General features: G+C 30.2%; 18 protein-coding genes. 17 read left to right on the top strand and 1 reads right to left on the bottom strand.

Annotated elements, in window-relative coordinates; translation table 11 throughout:
- Window positions 1–88 precede the first annotated feature (88 nt).
- The gene (locus AC5YF9_RS04335; protein WP_415303478.1) at window positions 89–1,255 is read right to left on the bottom strand and encodes a mandelate racemase/muconate lactonizing enzyme family protein; all 1,167 of its coding nucleotides are present in this window, start codon (window positions 1,253–1,255) and stop codon (window positions 89–91) included.
- A 165-nt stretch (window positions 1,256–1,420) separates the two neighbouring features.
- Here AC5YF9_RS04335 and AC5YF9_RS04330 point away from each other — a divergent pair, with 165 nt between their 5' ends.
- The 17 genes from AC5YF9_RS04330 to AC5YF9_RS04250 all read left to right on the top strand — a co-directional run bounded on the left by AC5YF9_RS04330 (window position 1,421) and on the right by AC5YF9_RS04250 (window position 16,455).
- Entirely contained in the window at window positions 1,421–2,371 is a 951-nt protein-coding gene (locus tag AC5YF9_RS04330) for a tripartite tricarboxylate transporter substrate binding protein (protein WP_415303477.1), read from the top strand.
- A 12-nt stretch (window positions 2,372–2,383) separates the two neighbouring features.
- Window positions 2,384–3,883 (top strand): tripartite tricarboxylate transporter permease, encoded by a 1,500-nt coding sequence (locus tag AC5YF9_RS04325; RefSeq protein WP_415303476.1) that lies wholly within the window; start codon window positions 2,384–2,386, stop codon window positions 3,881–3,883.
- Window positions 3,876–4,334: a tripartite tricarboxylate transporter TctB family protein gene (locus AC5YF9_RS04320; RefSeq protein WP_415303475.1), complete on the top strand. Its 459-nt coding sequence runs from the start codon at window positions 3,876–3,878 to the stop codon at window positions 4,332–4,334. Before AC5YF9_RS04325 ends, AC5YF9_RS04320 begins: the two co-directional genes overlap by 8 nt.
- 15 nt (window positions 4,335–4,349) lie before the next feature.
- Entirely contained in the window at window positions 4,350–5,312 is a 963-nt protein-coding gene (locus AC5YF9_RS04315; RefSeq protein WP_415303474.1) for an NAD(P)-dependent oxidoreductase, read from the top strand.
- 26 nt (window positions 5,313–5,338) lie between these two features.
- Window positions 5,339–6,403 (top strand): tartrate dehydrogenase, encoded by a 1,065-nt coding sequence (locus AC5YF9_RS04310; protein ID WP_415303473.1) that lies wholly within the window; start codon window positions 5,339–5,341, stop codon window positions 6,401–6,403.
- Window positions 6,404–6,412: 9 nt separating this feature from the next.
- On the top strand, window positions 6,413–7,204 hold the full coding sequence (locus tag AC5YF9_RS04305) for a TauD/TfdA dioxygenase family protein (RefSeq protein ID WP_415303472.1): 792 nt from the start codon (window positions 6,413–6,415) through the stop codon (window positions 7,202–7,204).
- Between the two features lie 149 nt (window positions 7,205–7,353).
- Window positions 7,354–8,604, top strand: coding sequence for a flavin-containing monooxygenase (locus AC5YF9_RS04300; protein ID WP_415303471.1), 1,251 nt, complete (start codon window positions 7,354–7,356; stop codon window positions 8,602–8,604).
- Window positions 8,605–8,618: 14 nt separating this feature from the next.
- Entirely contained in the window at window positions 8,619–9,035 is a 417-nt protein-coding gene (locus tag AC5YF9_RS04295) for a RidA family protein (RefSeq protein WP_415303470.1), read from the top strand.
- Window positions 9,032–9,709 (top strand): DUF1028 domain-containing protein, encoded by a 678-nt coding sequence (locus AC5YF9_RS04290; RefSeq protein WP_415303469.1) that lies wholly within the window; start codon window positions 9,032–9,034, stop codon window positions 9,707–9,709. The genes AC5YF9_RS04295 and AC5YF9_RS04290 overlap by 4 nt, the downstream gene beginning before the upstream one ends.
- A 4-nt stretch (window positions 9,710–9,713) precedes the next feature.
- Window positions 9,714–10,868, top strand: coding sequence for an acetylornithine deacetylase (gene argE, locus AC5YF9_RS04285; RefSeq protein ID WP_415303468.1), 1,155 nt, complete (start codon window positions 9,714–9,716; stop codon window positions 10,866–10,868).
- Between the two features lie 169 nt (window positions 10,869–11,037).
- Complete coding sequence (locus AC5YF9_RS04280) at window positions 11,038–11,439, top strand: hypothetical protein (RefSeq protein ID WP_415303467.1); 402 nt, start codon at window positions 11,038–11,040, stop codon at window positions 11,437–11,439.
- Window positions 11,439–11,591, top strand: coding sequence for a hypothetical protein (locus AC5YF9_RS04275; RefSeq protein ID WP_271525710.1), 153 nt, complete (start codon window positions 11,439–11,441; stop codon window positions 11,589–11,591). Before AC5YF9_RS04280 ends, AC5YF9_RS04275 begins: the two co-directional genes overlap by 1 nt.
- A 344-nt stretch (window positions 11,592–11,935) precedes the next feature.
- Complete coding sequence (locus AC5YF9_RS04270; protein WP_415303466.1) at window positions 11,936–12,304, top strand: hypothetical protein; 369 nt, start codon at window positions 11,936–11,938, stop codon at window positions 12,302–12,304.
- Window positions 12,301–12,465: an NAD-dependent epimerase/dehydratase family protein gene (locus AC5YF9_RS04265; RefSeq protein ID WP_415303465.1), complete on the top strand. Its 165-nt coding sequence runs from the start codon at window positions 12,301–12,303 to the stop codon at window positions 12,463–12,465. Before AC5YF9_RS04270 ends, AC5YF9_RS04265 begins: the two co-directional genes overlap by 4 nt.
- A 152-nt stretch (window positions 12,466–12,617) precedes the next feature.
- The gene (locus AC5YF9_RS04260) at window positions 12,618–13,748 is read left to right on the top strand and encodes an ATP-grasp domain-containing protein (RefSeq protein WP_415303464.1); all 1,131 of its coding nucleotides are present in this window, start codon (window positions 12,618–12,620) and stop codon (window positions 13,746–13,748) included.
- Between the two features lie 242 nt (window positions 13,749–13,990).
- Window positions 13,991–15,721, top strand: a complete 1,731-nt coding sequence (locus tag AC5YF9_RS04255; RefSeq protein ID WP_415303463.1) for a thiamine pyrophosphate-binding protein — start codon at window positions 13,991–13,993, stop codon at window positions 15,719–15,721.
- A gap of 8 nt (window positions 15,722–15,729) precedes the next feature.
- Window positions 15,730–16,455 (top strand): 3-oxoacyl-ACP reductase family protein, encoded by a 726-nt coding sequence (locus AC5YF9_RS04250; protein ID WP_415303462.1) that lies wholly within the window; start codon window positions 15,730–15,732, stop codon window positions 16,453–16,455.
- The last annotated feature ends 25 nt before the right edge of the window (window positions 16,456–16,480 follow it).

Below are 16,480 nucleotides of genomic sequence, written 5' to 3'. Positions count from 1 at the left end.
TTTTTATGGTTAGTTAAGGTCTATTTGAATCAAGCAAAACTTAAAACTTCCAAATGAAATTATCAAAACAAGATAGTATCGGTATGATTTAATTGAATAATTTTTTAAATAAAATATTCAATTTTTGTTTATTTTCATAACCCATACCAACAAACTTTGGAAAGGTTACGTAGCTATTTTCAACTAAAGATGAATCTGGAAAACCTCCAAAGGGTTGAAATAAGCTTGGATAAATTTCATTACCACCTAAATCTAGTCCAGCAGCAATATTACAAGAAATTTGATGACCACCATGAGGCACTACTCTTGTAGAGCTCCAGTTATTTTCTTTCATCATATCTAAAGTTTTTAAATATTCGACTAAACCATAACTTAAAGAACAATCAAATTGTAACCAGTCAATATCTTTTCGCATTCCACCATATCGAATTAAATTCCTAGAATCCTGCATCGAAAAAAGATTTTCTCCCGTGGCTAATCCATTTTTATAAGATTTAGACAGTTCAGCGTTTAATTGGTAATCCAGAGGATCACCTGCTTCTTCAAACCATTTTAGATTATATGGTTCAATTGCTTTTCCATATTCAATAGCAGTTTTTAGATCAAAACTACCATTCGCATCGACACATAAATTATTACCATCACCAACTAATTTTAAAACACTTTCAATTCTTTTTAAGTCATCTTTTAACGGAGCGCCTCCTATTTTCATCTTGACAGTTGTAAAACCTAAATCTAAATAGCTTTTCATTTCATCAAGAAGCATCGGAATATCTTTTCCTGGGTAATAATATCCACCTGCCGCATATACAAAAATTTTATTGGTAAATTTTCCATTGCCATATTTTTTTGCTAAATGTTCATAAAGTGGAACTTGTTCTATTTTTGAAACAATGTCCCACACAGCCATATCAATTGCACCAACAGCTGTACTTCTTTCACCATGTCCACCTGGTTTTTCATTTTTCATCAAAACTTTCCAAATTTTTTCAGGACTAAAGTTATTACCATCATCATTTAGTAAATCTTTTTCCTCAGCTTCATTTAATCTAGGTATAAATCTTTTTGTTAAGAGTTCACTGACTGCATATCTTCCATTTGAATGAAAACCATACCCAACCACATTTTCACCGTTTATTTTGACATCAGTTTTCATTGCAACAACGCTACAATCCATTTTTGCAAAACTTATGTATGCATTTTTAATGTCTGAACTGATTGCGAAGGTTTTTTCTTGAATATCTATAATTTTCATTTTATTTAATTATATGGTAATTTTATAATTTCTAACTTTAAACACTATAAATATCAGGATTTGAAACTTAAATATATTACTCATTTCTGCACACATGCACGTTGACAGTAAGATAAAAAATAAATAGTTTTCTAATTTAAATTAACAAACAAGGGAAAATATCTAATGAAATTAAAATCTTATATTAGTAAATTTCTTGCAGCATTATCACTTACAGTTATTAGTATAAGTGGTGCTAACGCAGGAGTTACGAACATAATTCCATTCGGCCCAGGTGGTGAATCTGATGTTACGGCCAGAATGCAACAACCTTATTATAAAGACATTTACAATGATGATATTGTTGTTCAATACAAACCAGGTGGTGGCGGATCAGTAGGTTGGTCTTCTTTAAACTCAGAAAAAAGTGATGGTAGTGTTATTATGGGTGTAAACCTTCCACATATCATTATGCAACCTATCGCTAAAGGTGAAAAAGCAGGTTACAAAACAGAAGATGTAAATGTTTTTTCATTTTTTCACTATACACCTGATGCAATTTTAGTAGAAGCATCGAGCCCCTACAAAACATTAGAAGAGTTAATGAGCTTTGCTAAAAAAAATCCAGGACAACTAACTTTTAGTGGATCTGGAACATATTCAGCAAATCATCTTTTAACTATTTCTTTAAATAAAAAAGCAAAAGTTAAAACTACTTACGTTCCTTTCAAAGGTACGGGTGCTGCTGTTCAAGCATTATTAGGTAAGGTAGTTGTGGCTGAAGCTGGCTATTCAACTGTTGCTGCTAAACAAGGTTCTAAAGTTAGAATGCTTGCTGTAGCATCAGAAGAAAGATTACCAGCTTTTCCAGACGTTCCTACTTTTAAAGAGTTAGGATATAACATTGTTTCTGGAGCATATAGAGGTTACGCACTTCCTAAATCTGCCTCTAAAGCAACGGTTAAAGAATGGTCTGATCGTATTATGAAAATTAATGCTGATCCAGCCTTCATCAAACAAATGGAAGATAATGCTTTTGTAGTTGTTAACATTGGTCATAAAGAAATGAAAAAGTTTATGAAAAAACAAATGAAAGCTAACAAAGCTATCGCTAAAGAACTTGGTTTAATTAAATAGTTAAGTCTTTGAATGACAAATATTTTTACAGATTTTTTGTCATCGTTAAGCATACTTAATTTAGGCTTAGCATTTTCAGGAGTTTTGGCGGGCATCATTATTGGTGCTTTGCCAGGACTTTCAGCAACCATGGCGGTTGCTATTTTAGTACCCTTTACGTTCGCACTCGAGCCTTCTTCTGGATTAATCGTTCTAGGAGCGATTTATACAGGAGCCATTTTTGGAGGTTCATGGTCTGCAATCTTAATTAATACACCAGGAACACCTTCAGCTGTTGCAACTACGTTTGATGGATATCCTATGGCCAAAAGTGGTAATGGTGATTTAGCTATGTCTATAAGCTGCATGTCATCATTTATAGGTGGAATAGTAGGAGTTATATGTCTTGCGTTATTCGCGCCACCCTTAGCAAGCATTTCTCTAAAATTTGGTCCCACAGAATATTTTTGGTTAGCAATTTTAGGCTTAACATTAATTTCAACGTTAGCAGAGGGAGATAATATTAAATCATTAATTGGTGCTTGTCTTGGTTTATTAATGTCGATGATTGGTGTTGCAGTTATTGGTGGTGATATGAGAATGACTTGGAATATCAGTTTTTTAAATAGTGGAATAGAAATTGTTAGTGCAATGATTGGACTTTTCTGTATTCCAGTTATTTTAGATCTAACTAGCATGAAGGGAAAGCATTTAAGTGAAAATACAACACCTAAAAGTTTAAGATTAAAAGAATCTTTTTTAATAATGTATCGTAAAAAATTTGAAGCATTAAGAGGAGCATTCATTGGAACTTTTATTGGTATTCTTCCAGGTGCTGGAGGAAGTATTGCGAGCATAGTTTCATATGGTGAGGCAAAAAGAAGTTCAAGAAATAAAGATAATTTTGGTAAAGGTGAACCAGAAGGTTTAATTGCATCAGAGACAGCAAATAACGCAACAGTTGGTGGTGGTTTTATTCCAACACTATGTCTTGGTATACCAGGCACTCCACCTGATGCTGTAATTTTAGGAGCATTATTAGTTCAAGGAATAAGAACAGGGGACACTTTATTTACTCAGCAATCTTCAATTGTCTACACTTTTATATTCGGTTTACTTTTAGCAACTATTATGATGTTGCCATTAGGATTGTTAATGGGAAGATATGCATACAAATCTATTATCAAAGTACCAAGAGAAATACTAATTCCAATTATAATTTTTTTAACAATTATTGGTAGTTACTCAATTCAAAATAATATTCTAAATGTTTATTTCATGTTTTTCTTTGGTTTAATTGGTTGGATATTAAATAGGGCAGGTTTTAAAGCTTCACCGATTGTCTTAGGATTAGTATTGGGGCAAATTGCTGAACAAGGATTTGTTCAAGCTTATATAATAGGTAACGCTCAAGAAAATATTTTAGCAAATTACTTTGCTAGACCTATCTCGATTGCACTGGTGTTCTTTATTATAATGGGATTATTCCTCCCTACTTTGAAACGAATTTATAATAGGAGAAAAAATGCTTAAATTTGTTAAGGATAAAACATCCTTTATTTCAGGCATTTGTCTTATTTTGTTATCTCTGCTTCTTTTTTATGAAGCAAGCACCCTAAGCCCTTTTGGTTCAGTTTTTCCATACGCAATAACAACAGCACTACTAATTTTATCTGTAATTTTAATATTTCGTTCATTTAGATTGGAAATTAGGGTTATTAATGAAAAAGTTTCATTTATTAAAATTCCTTTATTAATTATAACGTTTTTTGCTTGGATATATTTTTTAGAAAGAGCAGGATTTATTTTAACAAGTTTAATTTCATTTAATTTACTTATTTTAATTAATGCAGGTCAAAGTATCTCTTTAAAAAAGATAATATTTTATATGTTATTGGGTAGTATATTCATTCTACTTTTATACTTTGGGTTTAAAAATTTATTATTAGTACCACTTCCAGAAGGTCTCTGGTTTAGAGTTTAAAATAGAAGGAAAATTATGTATAAAATTGGCATCATCGATACCATGAAGGATAAAGGTATTAACCTTTTAAAAAGTTACAAAGATTTTGACTGTGAAATTGTAACTGATCTATCTAGAGAAAATCTTTTATTAAAATTACCTAAGTTTGATGGGATTACCCTTAGAAGAGGTAAAATTGATAGAGAAATTTTAAGTAAATGTGACAAGCTCAAGGTTATTGCAAGACATGGCGTTGGTTATGATAGTGTTGACACCAAATGTTTAAAAGAAAAAGGTATTACTTTGCTTGTGGCGCACAATTCAACATCCACTTCTCCCGCAGAACATATAATGTTTATGATTATGAATATTTATAAAGGTGTTAGCATGTTCGACACCATGGTTAGAAGTGGTGATTTTGTTAAAGCAATACATTTGAATATTGAACAAAATTTTGAACTATTTGACAAAACAGTTCTTATTGCTGGCTTTGGTAGAATTGGAAAAAAACTAATTAAAAAATGTCTTGGTTTTGATATGAAAGTTTTAGTTTTTGACCCTTATGTTGATGATACAACCATAACATCTCTTGGTGGAACAAAAGTTTCAATCCTTGAAGAAGGTTTAAAAAAAGCTGATATTTTATCATTAAGCTTACCATTAAATGCTGAAACTAAAAATTTTATAACGCTTAAAGAAATGAAGCTTATGAAAAAGAGTTCAATCATAATTAACACAGCAAGAGGTGGTGTTGTTAATGAAGAGGATTTAAACAATGCCCTTGATAATAATATCATAGCGTTTGCTGGAATAGATGTTTTTGAAAAAGAACCACCAGAACCAACAAATCCATTAATTACAAATAAAAAAGTAGTGTTAAGCCCACATTCTGCAACGTTTACTAAAGAAGGTCTAGAAAGTATGGCTGTTGAAACGGCTCAAAACATTATAGATTTTTTTGAAAAAAAAACTGAAAATACTAAAATAGTCAAACTTTAATAAAATAAATTTAATTAAATTATCTTATGAAAACATACAATATCGCATCAATAGCAGGAGACGGAATAGGAAAAGAAGTTGTCCCAGCAGCACACAAAGTTTTAAAAAAAATTTCAGAACAACATCAATTTAAATTAGTAATTGATGAATTTGATTTTTCATCTTGTGATTACTATGAGAAACATGGAAAAATGCTTCCAAATGATTGGAAGAAAAAAATTGAAAAACATGATGCTATTTTCTTTGGTGCGGTCGGTATGCCAGAGAGATATCCAGATCACATAACTTTATGGGGTTCATTATTAAAATTTAGAAGAGAATTTGATCAATACATCAACCTAAGACCAGTAAAATTATTTCCAGGAGTTAAATCGCCATTAGCAGACAAAACTCCTGGTGATATTGATATGATTATTGTTAGAGAAAATACAGAAGGAGAATATTCATCTGTTGGTGGTAGAATGTACGAGGGAACAGAACGAGAAATAGTCCTTCAAGAAACAATAATGTCCAAGCATGGTATAGATAGAGTACAAAAATTTGCTTTTGAAATAGCAAAATCACGAAAAAGAAAAAAATTAACTAGTGCAACAAAATCAAATGGTATTTCAATTACAATGCCATATTGGGATGAAAGATTTGATGCTAATAAAAAAGATTACACTGAAATTGAAACCGATCAATTTCATATTGATATTTTAGTTGCAAGATTTGTTTTAAACCCTGAATGGTTTGATGTTGTTGTAGCATCAAATTTATTTGGAGATATTTTATCTGATTTAGGGCCAGCTTGTACTGGCACTATTGGTATTGCTCCATCAGCAAATATTAATCCTGAGAAAAAATTTCCATCTTTATTTGAACCAGTTCATGGTTCAGCTCCTGATATTGCGGGCAAAGGTATAGCAAATCCTATAGGGCAAATTTGGTCTGGTGCTTTAATGTTAGATTATCTTGGAGAAAAAGAAGCAGCTAATACAATCATGGCTTCAATAGAAAAAACATTATTAGATAAAAAAAATAGAACAAAAGATTTGAGTGGAGAAAGTAATACACTTGAATGTGCGCAAGCTGTATTAGATAATTTATAATTAAATGAAATGATTAAAATAATTCCGAATAAAAAAGATATTGGAGCTGAAATCATTTGTGATCTAATAAAACTTTCAAATCTAGATTTTAAAAAAATAAAATCTGCACTTAATAAATATGGTGTTATATATTTTAAAAAACAAAATTTAACATCGAGCTCTTATATTAAGTTTGCTAAAAATTTTGGTAAATTAGCAAATTATCCAAGGTTAAAAGGTCTAAGTAAAAAATATCCTCAAATTACAGTTGTTCAAAGAAAATCTTCTGATAAAGGGCCTAGTTTTGGGGAACAATTTCATACAGACTCAATTTACACAAATAAACCACCAAGGTTTACTATGTTGTTTTCTAAACTTGTTCCAAAAAAAGGTGCTGCTAATACTGAATTTTGTTCTCAATATTTGGCTTTTAAAAATTTACCAACAAATATTAAAAAGAAATTAAAATTAGTGAAAGGTGTTTACTCATCAGAAGGCCCAATATCAATTACCACTAAAGAAAGAGTTAAAGAAAAAGGAAAAAAAATTGATGAGTTAGTAGCTGTTCATAAAATTTTCAAAAAAATAAATTTAAATTATACAATTTATTGTAGCCCAGGACATTTCATGGGTTTTAAACCAAAAATTAAAGATCACTTAAAATTAAAGAATTTTTTATCAAAACATCAAATTAAGAAAAAATTTCAATATTCATTAGAATGGGAAAAAAACCAATTAGCAATTTGGGATAATAGATCTATGCTTCATCAAGCCACTCCATTTAAAGGTAATAGAATAATGCACAGAATAACAATTCATTAATCAAATCAGATTATAAAGTTACAGAATATCAGTATAATTTAATCTAAAATCTAGCCTTTTTAAATTGAGTAAATCAGGTAAAGCTCAGTATTCATTGCACCACCTAGACACACAATACGGACGATGATAGGTTTTATTAATCTAATTATATGAGTTATTTAAAAAATATAAAAAAAATTGACACATTGATAGTGGGAGCTGGCCAAGCTGGTCTTGCAATGAGTGAACATTTATCTAACCATTCAGTAGAGCACCTAATCTTAGAAAAAAATCGTATTGTAGAAAGTTGGCGATCTTGCAGATGGGACTCTCTGGTTGCAAATGGACCAGCTTGGCATGATCGATTTCCAACTTTAGATTTTGATGATCATTCCCCTAACTATTTCCCTCAAAAAGATGTTGTCGTTTCTTATTTTGAAAAATTTGCAAAAAAAATTAACGCTCCAATTAGATGTAATGTAAATGTTGAAGAAGTCTTAAGAGAAAGCAGTACTCAAAAATATTTAGTTAAAACTTCTGAAGGAAATATTGAGACTGATAATATTGTAGTTGCCACAGGTGCTTTTCAAAAACCTATTATTCCACCCATAGTTCCTCATGATATTGATATAACTCAAATTCATTCTCAATTTTACAAAAACCCACATCAACTTAAAGAGGGAGCTGTTTTAGTTGTTGGATCTGGTTCTTCAGGATCACAAGTTGCTCAAGAATTAATGCTGTCTGGTAGAAAGGTTTTTTTATCCATAGGTCCACATAATAGACCGCCAAGAAGATACCGAGGAAAAGATAATGTGTGGTGGTTTGGAGCTTTAGGGGTATGGCAAAAAAAAACTCCTGATCCAAATACTCAACATGTAACAATAGCAGTCAGTGGTTATGATGGAGGTAAAACTATAGATTTTAGAAAATTTGCAAATCAAGGAATGTCCTTAGTGGGATTAACAAAAAAATACGAAAATGGAAAATTATACTTTGAAAATGATTTAAAAATTAATTTGGATATAGGGGATCAAAACTATTTATCTGTTTTAAATCAGGCAGATGAACATATTGAGAAGAATAATCTAGATTTTCCTGAAGAATCTGATGCTAGAAATATAAAACCAGATCCTGATTGTGTAATTAATCCAATATTAGAAATAGATCTTAATAAAGAAAATATAAAAACAATTATTTGGGCAACTGGGTATCAATATGATTTTAGCTGGTTGAAAGTAGATGCTTTTGATAAACAAGGCAAACCAGATCATTATAAAGGCGTGGCAAAAGTTGATGGAGTCTATTTTATAGGGTTACCTTGGTTATCTATGAGAGGATCATCTTTTATTTGGGGTGTTTGGCAAGATGCTAAGTATTTAGCTGAACAAATTGTAAAAAAAAATAATATATTAAGTTAAATAATTAAAAGTAAATGACACACAAAAGAATTAGAAAGTTTAATACTAAAGATACTTATCCCGAACAAAATTTAAATAATGATTTGTGCCAAGCGGTAGTAACAGAAGGTGGTAAAACTGTTTGGATGAGAGGTCAATGTCCTCAAAATTTAGACGATGGTGTAAATATTAGCAGTATTGATCCAGCAGAACAAACTCACAAAGTAATGCAAAATATAAAACTGCTGATTGAAGAAACGGGGGGAACTATGAACCATTTAGTAAAGATTGTTGTTTATATTACTGACATTAAAAATAGAGAAGTAATTTATCAAGTCATTGGTGAGTATATAAAAAATGTTCATCCGGTCTCAACAGGTTTAGTTGTTGAACGTTTAGCAAGACCAGAATGGTTAGTTGAAATTGATGCTACAGCGGTAATTCCAACATGACATTTTCATTAATTGGAAGATGTGAAAAAACCAACATGGTTGGTGTTGCAATCTCATCATCAAGCATTTGCGTTGCTAGTCGTTGTCCATGGGTAAGAGCAGGAGTTGGTGCAGCCTCAACACAAAACGTTACTGATCCTAGCCTAGGAAACCTCATGTTAGATTATTTAGAACAAGATTTAGAAGTTGCAGAAGTAATTAATAAAATTGTAAAAGAAGAAAAAAATATTGAATATCGACAATTACTTTTAATAGATAATAAAGGTAATACTTCACAGCACATTGGATCAAAAACCTTAGGAATAAGTGCTATAGAAAAGCGATCAAATTGTATTGGTGCAGGCAATATGCTTAAGTCTGAAATGGTACCTAAAGCTATGGTTGATAGTTTTACTAATAATCCAAATGTTCACCTTGCTGAAAGATTGTTGCTTGCTCTTAAAGCTGGTTTAGAAAAAGGTGGAGAAGAGGGACCAGTTCATTCTGCTGGAATTAAAGTTGCTGATAATACTATTTGGCCACTTGTTGATTTACGAATTGATTGGTTAGAAAGCGAACCTATAGAAGAACTTTATAAGCTGTGGAAAGTATTTGAACCTCAAATGAAAGATTATAAATCTAGAGCTTTAAATCCCTCTGAATCATCCAGTTATGGTGTTCCAGGTGACTTATAAACACATGATAGAAAAAAAATCTTTAGATTTGCTTAAAACATTAATTGGATTTGACACCACAAGTTTTAAATCAAATTTAAATCTAATTAAGTTCATAGAAAATTATTTAAACCAATACAAAATAAAATCTGAGTTAATTTATGATGAAACAAAAAATAAAGCTAATTTGTTTGCAACAATAGGTCCTAATTCTTCAGGTGGTATTGTTCTTTCTGGTCACACTGATGTTGTTCCAGTTGCTAACCAAAAATGGGATACCGATCCTTTTCAATTAATAGAAAAAGATCAAAAACTGTATGGCAGAGGAACCTCTGATATGAAAAGTTTTATAGGTTTGGTTTTAAGTCGTGTTCCTAAAATAGTTGAAAAAAAATTATCTAAACCAATTCATCTTGCTTTTTCTTATGATGAAGAAATTGGATGTGTTGGCGTACATGGTTTATTGGACTTAATTGAAAAAAAATCAATTAAACCAGAGTTTTGTATTGTAGGAGAGCCTACAAGTATGGAGGTGGTGATAGGTCATAAAGGAAAACATGCATACAGTGTTAAAGTTGAAGGATTAGCATGTCATTCTGGACAAGCACCCTTTGGTGTTAACGCTATTAATTACGCCTCAAAACTAATTGCTTATATTGATCAACTAAATAAAGAAAAATCAATTAATGGACCTTTTGATAATGATTATGAAGTTCCACACACTACTCTTCATACAGGTCTAATTAAAGGTGGAGCTATTTTGAATATAGTACCTGATTTATGTGAATTTGAATTTGAAGTAAGAAATTTAATAAAAGATGACCCCTTACAATTGGTTAAAAAAATTGAAGATTATGCCAGTCAAAAATTAATAAAAGATATGCATAAAGTTTCATCCAAAACAGGAATTAGTTTTAATGAAAAAGTTAATTATCCTGCTTTAGATATGAGTGAAGATATTGATCTGGTAAAAAAGATTAAAGAATTGTTAGGAAATAATAAACATAAAAAAGTTGTTTATGGAACAGAAGCTGGTTTGTTTAAAAATAGATCTAATATACCAACTATTGTATGTGGACCTGGAAGTATAGACCAAGCACATAAGCCAAATGAGTTTATAAGTATTGAGCAAATTAATAGGTGTAGTAAGTTTTTAGATAATTTAATTGATAGTCATTAATGATCAAATTTATTCTGCCAGCTATAATTGTGCTCTTCATTGTAGTATTCTGGGAAAAAATTACTGAAATAGTATTTAAAAAATTTAATATTAGGCTGAATTATATTATTGTGAGTGCTGTGTTAATAACTATCGCTATAATATTTTTATTAATTAATTTTTAAATTTAATGGTCTTATTATACTTCTCCTACCTAATCATAGTTGCAAATATTTTAATTTTGTCTGTTGGTTACCTAACTAACATAGCTCTCATTGGTTCATTTTTGGGTGATTTAATAGCCATCGGAACTGATCCTATTATTCTTATACTAGGTGCTTTGTTAGGTGCTGGATTAGTAGCTAAAACATATAAATTTTCAGTAATATATTTATGGCTAGGTGCAATGTTTTTAACAATGCTGGTTCATGTTATTTTAGGCACTACAAGAGTTATTGTAGATATAGTTAAGTTTGATGCCTTACTAATAATTTCTGCACTCATAATTATTGCTACAAGTTTCTTTCGACCACTGATTGCTGAGATGACAGAGGATTTTGAAAAATCCATTACAAAAAAAGCTCCGAAGTAATGCCTAGAAAACCTAACTACAAAGATTTATTAAAAAAATTTAAAAAAAGAAATATTAAAAATCCAGAAAGAATAGCGACAGCCTATGTCAAAGGATTAACTGTAGGATCCAAAAAAAAGGCTGCTAAAAATTTAGCAGGGATTATAGATTAAAGAAAAAATGAAAAAACTTTCATTTCTTTAGGTATGATACATTTAAAAGAGCATTGGAAAGTCCAAATGTTATCGGGCCATACTAAAGCAGCAACGATTGATACCTCATATAATAAATCAACCAGGGAACAGCAGAAAGAATATGCAGAAGAAGTGGTAGATAAAATATTTAATTTTGTTAAGTGATCCAGTGGTGCTTGTATAATGTATAAGCCTCCGGCCCAGATACTTTCACCTACACATGACTATTGCTTGAATTGTGAACAACGTAAGTGGATCAAGGCTAATGGCTCACTAAAAAATCGTACTGGTTATATATGCGTTGACTGTTATAATGCCAACATATGGGCAAGCAAGGACAACCAAAGATATCATTCTTTGTTAAATATATTATCGCAAAGGCTGTAATGATAGCTTCTAGACCTATAGTTGGGTCAAAAATTTCTACAATTTTTGGATTTAAAACCCCAGGGTCAATTGATTGGTCATTTTCTAATTTAGGTATAGCTGCAGATAATTGGTATGAAGAAGTGGATCTTAAATCTAAAAGAAGAAAACAGTCATATAACTCTTACAGTAAAATAAAGTATTTTAATCATAGTTTACATAGTTTTGGACATATTGAGTCGCAATTAAAAAGTAATGGAAAAAAAATAGGAGTAGCGGCAGCTGAGGCATTCTATGTAATTCGTAATCTTAGTAGAATATTATGATAGTTGTAACTGGCTCTGCTGGATTTATTGGCTCATCTTTATGCATTAAATTGTTAGAAAGAGGAGATAAATTAATGATTATTGATAAAGAAAATGATCAAATAAAATTTGTAAATAATAATCTAAAAATAAAACATCTAATTCCTAAGTCTATTAACTAATATATTAAAGAAAATATATCGTCTTTATTAATATAAATTCTTATCAAAAAATTATATTTTGTAAAAATATAAGATTTTAAAAGTTATGTGATAAGATTAGAGACTCTTCTGATAACATCATTATAATTGAACTATTTAATTATCTAGTTTAGATGAATAGTTTTAAAGTAAAAAGATTTATGAATTTTAAAAATTTAAATAAATTTGCAGTAATTTGCGTAGCTGCAGGAAAATCGCAAATACCAGTGATTATAAAAGCAAAATCCCTTGGACTTATAGTTATTGCAATTGATCAAAATAAATATGCACCAGGTTTTAAGTATGTAGATTTTAAAATTTGCCTAAGTACTTATAATGCAGAAACAATTATCAAAGAGTTAGATAAATTAAAAAATCAATTTAAATTAATAGGTGTTTTAAATAGAAGTTCAGGACCACCAGTGATCACTACTGCTAAAATTTGTAAACATTTTAAACTTCCAGGAGTACCAGTTTTATCTGCTAAAAAATTAGTAAATAAAGATAAAATGCGAATAGCTTTAGATAAGAAAAATATCCCATCAATAAAATATAGGATCTATAATGTAGATAAATGTAATTCAATTAATATTGTAAAACTTCCAGCTGTAATAAAGCCAGCTTTAAGTTTAGTAGGAAAAAGTGGAATTAGTGTTGTGTTTTCAAAAAATAAAATACAATCATCAATTAAATATGCGATTAAAAATACTATTAATAAAAAGATTTTAGTAGAGGAATTCCTTAAAGGTCCAGACCTATCATTTGTAAGTTTTGTTAATAATGGTCAATTATTCCCTATTTGTTTGTTAGAAGAAATTAACATTATAGATAAAAATGGAAATATATCAGGTAAGGGGTTTAAAACATATGAGTCGAATATAAACAACTGGTCACAACAAGCTAATAATATTGCTAAAAAAATTATTTCTAAATTCAATATTAAACGTTCACCCTTATCAATTTCTCTTCGTCCAGATTCTAAAAATAATTTAAAATTAATTGAAGTACATCTTGATATGGGTGGCGATAGTTTAATCGAAGGATTCTATCCAAAAGCACTTTCGTTTGATTATTTAAAATTTGCTGTCGAGATGGCAACTGGAAATGCTAAATATAAAACGAATTTTAAAATAAAACCTACAGCAATATATTATAAAACTTTTTCAAAAAGACTAAAAAAATTTAAAACAGATGGTAAATATAAAGTTTTTACAGCCAGCACAAAACGAATGCTTGAAAAAAAAATTTTAAAGGTCAATGTATGAAAAATAGCTTACTATTCTTGGGCTGTAATCATGATCAAATACCATATTTAAATTTTATAAAAAAAAACTAGACTGGAAAATAGTTGGGGTTGATTTAGATAAAAAAGCGCCAGGAAAATTCCTATGTGATAAATTTTATAATGTTGGTTATGATGATTTAAAAGGCCTTGTTAAAATTATAATTTCATATATTAAGAACAAAACTATCTAATTTAGTAAATTATTTTAACGTAATATTTTATATGAAAACTGGTGCAGATTTTCTCGCTAATGAGCTGTATAATTTTGGAGTGAGAGTTGCATTTGTTTTTACTGGTGGCGCAATAAGTGCGATAATTGACTCAGTAGCAGATAAAGGAATAAAAATAATACCTTATGACAACGAACTTGATGCTTCATACGCTGCTGAAGGATATGTAAGAGCCACCTTAAAACCTACGGTTGTTCTTGTTACCTCTGGGCCTGGTTTGACAAATACTATTACTGGTATTGCGGGCTCTTGGTTTGACTCGGTTCCTGTTTTATTTATATCTGGACAAGTAAAATCACCTGAAAAAACAAATTTTGATATTTGTCTACAAAATGGATTTCAAGAAACTGATGTTATGAGTTCTACAAATCATCTAACCAAATCTTGTAAAGAAGTTGACCATTGTTCTCAAATTATACCGGCTGTAAGAGATGCATTTAAATTTATGTTAACAGGAAGACCTGGACCTGCGGTCCTAGACATAACAATGGACGCACAAACTCAAATTATGGAAAATCCAAATCTAGAAAATTACATTTATTATGATTTTAAAGAGACATTAAACAAAGGAATGCTTTTAGATAATACATTATCATCAAAAAAAGATTATGAATATCTTTTAAAAAAAATGCTTGAGGCTAAAAATCCGGTAATTTTAATTGGTGGCGGAATGCAATGGTTACCAAGTGGATTATTCGAGAACATTGTAAAAAAACTTAAAATAAAAATTATTTCAACTTTTACTGCTGTCAATGCAATTAAACAGGATAATTTATATTATGATGGTTTGATTGGACCATTTGGTAATCCTGAAGCCAATAAAAGTCTTATTGAGGCTTCAGATTTATTCGTGCTTGGTGCCCGTATTCCTCAAAGAGCATTCCCTCTATTAACAGAGGAGAGTAAGAAAAAATTTCAATCAGTTAGAAAGTTTGTTTTAACTATTGATCCTAGCGAATTCATTAATCATAAAATAGGTCCTATCGATAAAATTATTATTGGATTAATTTATGATTTTATAAAATATGTTGATGATACAATCCCTGATATTGATGAAAAAGATAAAGTGTTTAAAAAAGAATTATCAACAAATTTGATACCAATTAAAATGTTTCAAAGTATTCCAAGTCCATCAGACAATTCATTATCTACTGAAAATAATTATTCAATTTTTCAGCTAATAGACTCACTTAATAAAAATTTGCCTGAAAATTCAGATATTTTTGTTGATACTGGCCAAAATGTTTGTTCCTCAGCCTTAGGGTTGAAGCGAAATAGAGGATTAAGAATATTTTCATCTTGGGCAAATTCTCCAATGGGATATTCTTTACCAGCTTCTCTTGGTGCAGCATTAGAGGAAAATAATAGGCAATCTGTATGTATAATTGGGGATGGTGGTTTTAGAACGGCTTTGTCATCTCTTCCAAATTTAAGAGCCATGAAAGGAAAAGTAAAAATTATTTTATGGGATAATCAAGGATATCGAACAATAGTTGACCATCTTGAAAAAATGCTTTCTGGCAGAAGAAAAGCTGTAACAGTAGAATCGGGTATCCCTTATTTTCCTATAAAAAAAGTCTTAATTTCAAGCGATTTAGAGCCATTAGATTCTAAAGGTGATTTAGAAAATGATATGAAAATTTTTTTTAATGACGATAAAATTGATGTTATAATAGTCAATATTGATCCTTCAATTAGGATGATACCAAACATTGCAATTTAATATTACTTATGAATAAAACAGTTTTTATTACTGGTGGATCTCAAGGCATAGGTAAAGCAATTGTTGAAAGACTAGCTAATGAAAATTATTATGTGATTGTAGGTTACAAAAGTAATAAAAAGAAAGCTGAAGCAATTGTAAATAAAATTAAAAAATCTAATAGTGAAGCAATAGCAATTTATTGTGATTTATCAGATAGAAAATCTATAAAAAAAGTTTTTAATGAAATTGGAAATATAGATATTTTAATTAATAATGCTGGAATCTCTCAACCAAAAAAATTTCTTGATATCTCAGATAAAGACTGGAGCAAAATGCTAAGTGTTAATTTGCAAGGAGCATTTATATGTTCACAAGAAGCTATTCCTGGGATGATTAAAAACAAATGGGGAAGAATTATTAATATAGCTTCTATAGGAGGGCAATGGGGGGGAGTTAATCAAGTGCATTACGCATCAGCAAAAGCTGGTCTTATTGGTCTAACAATGTCACTTGCAAGAATTTACAGTGGCTCAGGAATTACATCTAATGCAATTTCTCCCGGCATCATAACAACGGAAATGACTTCATGGATAAAAGATAATAACAAGAATTCAATTCTTAAGGATATTCCCATTGGTCGTTTTGGATTTCCAAATGAAATAGCTGAAGTAGTATTATTTCTTGCCTCTAACCATTCAAGTTATATAACTGGGCAAACAATCAATGTAAATGGTGGAATGCTTAGATCCTAACTGCAAAGGTATAAATTTGATTGTT

This window comes from Candidatus Pelagibacter sp. uisw_098 (assembly GCF_059512505.1).
Note: the sequence above shows the minus strand (reverse complement) of the source record. Positions and strands in the feature narration are given on the sequence as shown.

Coding starts and splice junctions, on each gene's coding strand:
- AC5YF9_RS04305 (WP_415303472.1), top strand. CDS start 6,413: ATGATTAAAATAATTCCGAATAAAAAAGATATTGGAGCTGAAATCATT.
- AC5YF9_RS04275 (WP_271525710.1), top strand. CDS start 11,439: ATGCCTAGAAAACCTAACTACAAAGATTTATTAAAAAAATTTAAAAAA.
- AC5YF9_RS04325 (WP_415303476.1), top strand. CDS start 2,384: ATGACAAATATTTTTACAGATTTTTTGTCATCGTTAAGCATACTTAAT.
- AC5YF9_RS04335 (WP_415303478.1), bottom strand. CDS start 1,255: ATGAAAATTATAGATATTCAAGAAAAAACCTTCGCAATCAGTTCAGAC.
- AC5YF9_RS04260 (WP_415303464.1), top strand. CDS start 12,618: ATGAATAGTTTTAAAGTAAAAAGATTTATGAATTTTAAAAATTTAAAT.
- AC5YF9_RS04295 (WP_415303470.1), top strand. CDS start 8,619: ATGACACACAAAAGAATTAGAAAGTTTAATACTAAAGATACTTATCCC.
- AC5YF9_RS04255 (WP_415303463.1), top strand. CDS start 13,991: ATGAAAACTGGTGCAGATTTTCTCGCTAATGAGCTGTATAATTTTGGA.
- AC5YF9_RS04290 (WP_415303469.1), top strand. CDS start 9,032: ATGACATTTTCATTAATTGGAAGATGTGAAAAAACCAACATGGTTGGT.
- argE (WP_415303468.1), top strand. CDS start 9,714: ATGATAGAAAAAAAATCTTTAGATTTGCTTAAAACATTAATTGGATTT.
- AC5YF9_RS04300 (WP_415303471.1), top strand. CDS start 7,354: ATGAGTTATTTAAAAAATATAAAAAAAATTGACACATTGATAGTGGGA.
- AC5YF9_RS04280 (WP_415303467.1), top strand. CDS start 11,038: ATGGTCTTATTATACTTCTCCTACCTAATCATAGTTGCAAATATTTTA.
- AC5YF9_RS04270 (WP_415303466.1), top strand. CDS start 11,936: ATGGGCAAGCAAGGACAACCAAAGATATCATTCTTTGTTAAATATATT.
- AC5YF9_RS04320 (WP_415303475.1), top strand. CDS start 3,876: ATGCTTAAATTTGTTAAGGATAAAACATCCTTTATTTCAGGCATTTGT.
- AC5YF9_RS04330 (WP_415303477.1), top strand. CDS start 1,421: ATGAAATTAAAATCTTATATTAGTAAATTTCTTGCAGCATTATCACTT.
- AC5YF9_RS04310 (WP_415303473.1), top strand. CDS start 5,339: ATGAAAACATACAATATCGCATCAATAGCAGGAGACGGAATAGGAAAA.
- AC5YF9_RS04265 (WP_415303465.1), top strand. CDS start 12,301: ATGATAGTTGTAACTGGCTCTGCTGGATTTATTGGCTCATCTTTATGC.
- AC5YF9_RS04250 (WP_415303462.1), top strand. CDS start 15,730: ATGAATAAAACAGTTTTTATTACTGGTGGATCTCAAGGCATAGGTAAA.
- AC5YF9_RS04315 (WP_415303474.1), top strand. CDS start 4,350: ATGTATAAAATTGGCATCATCGATACCATGAAGGATAAAGGTATTAAC.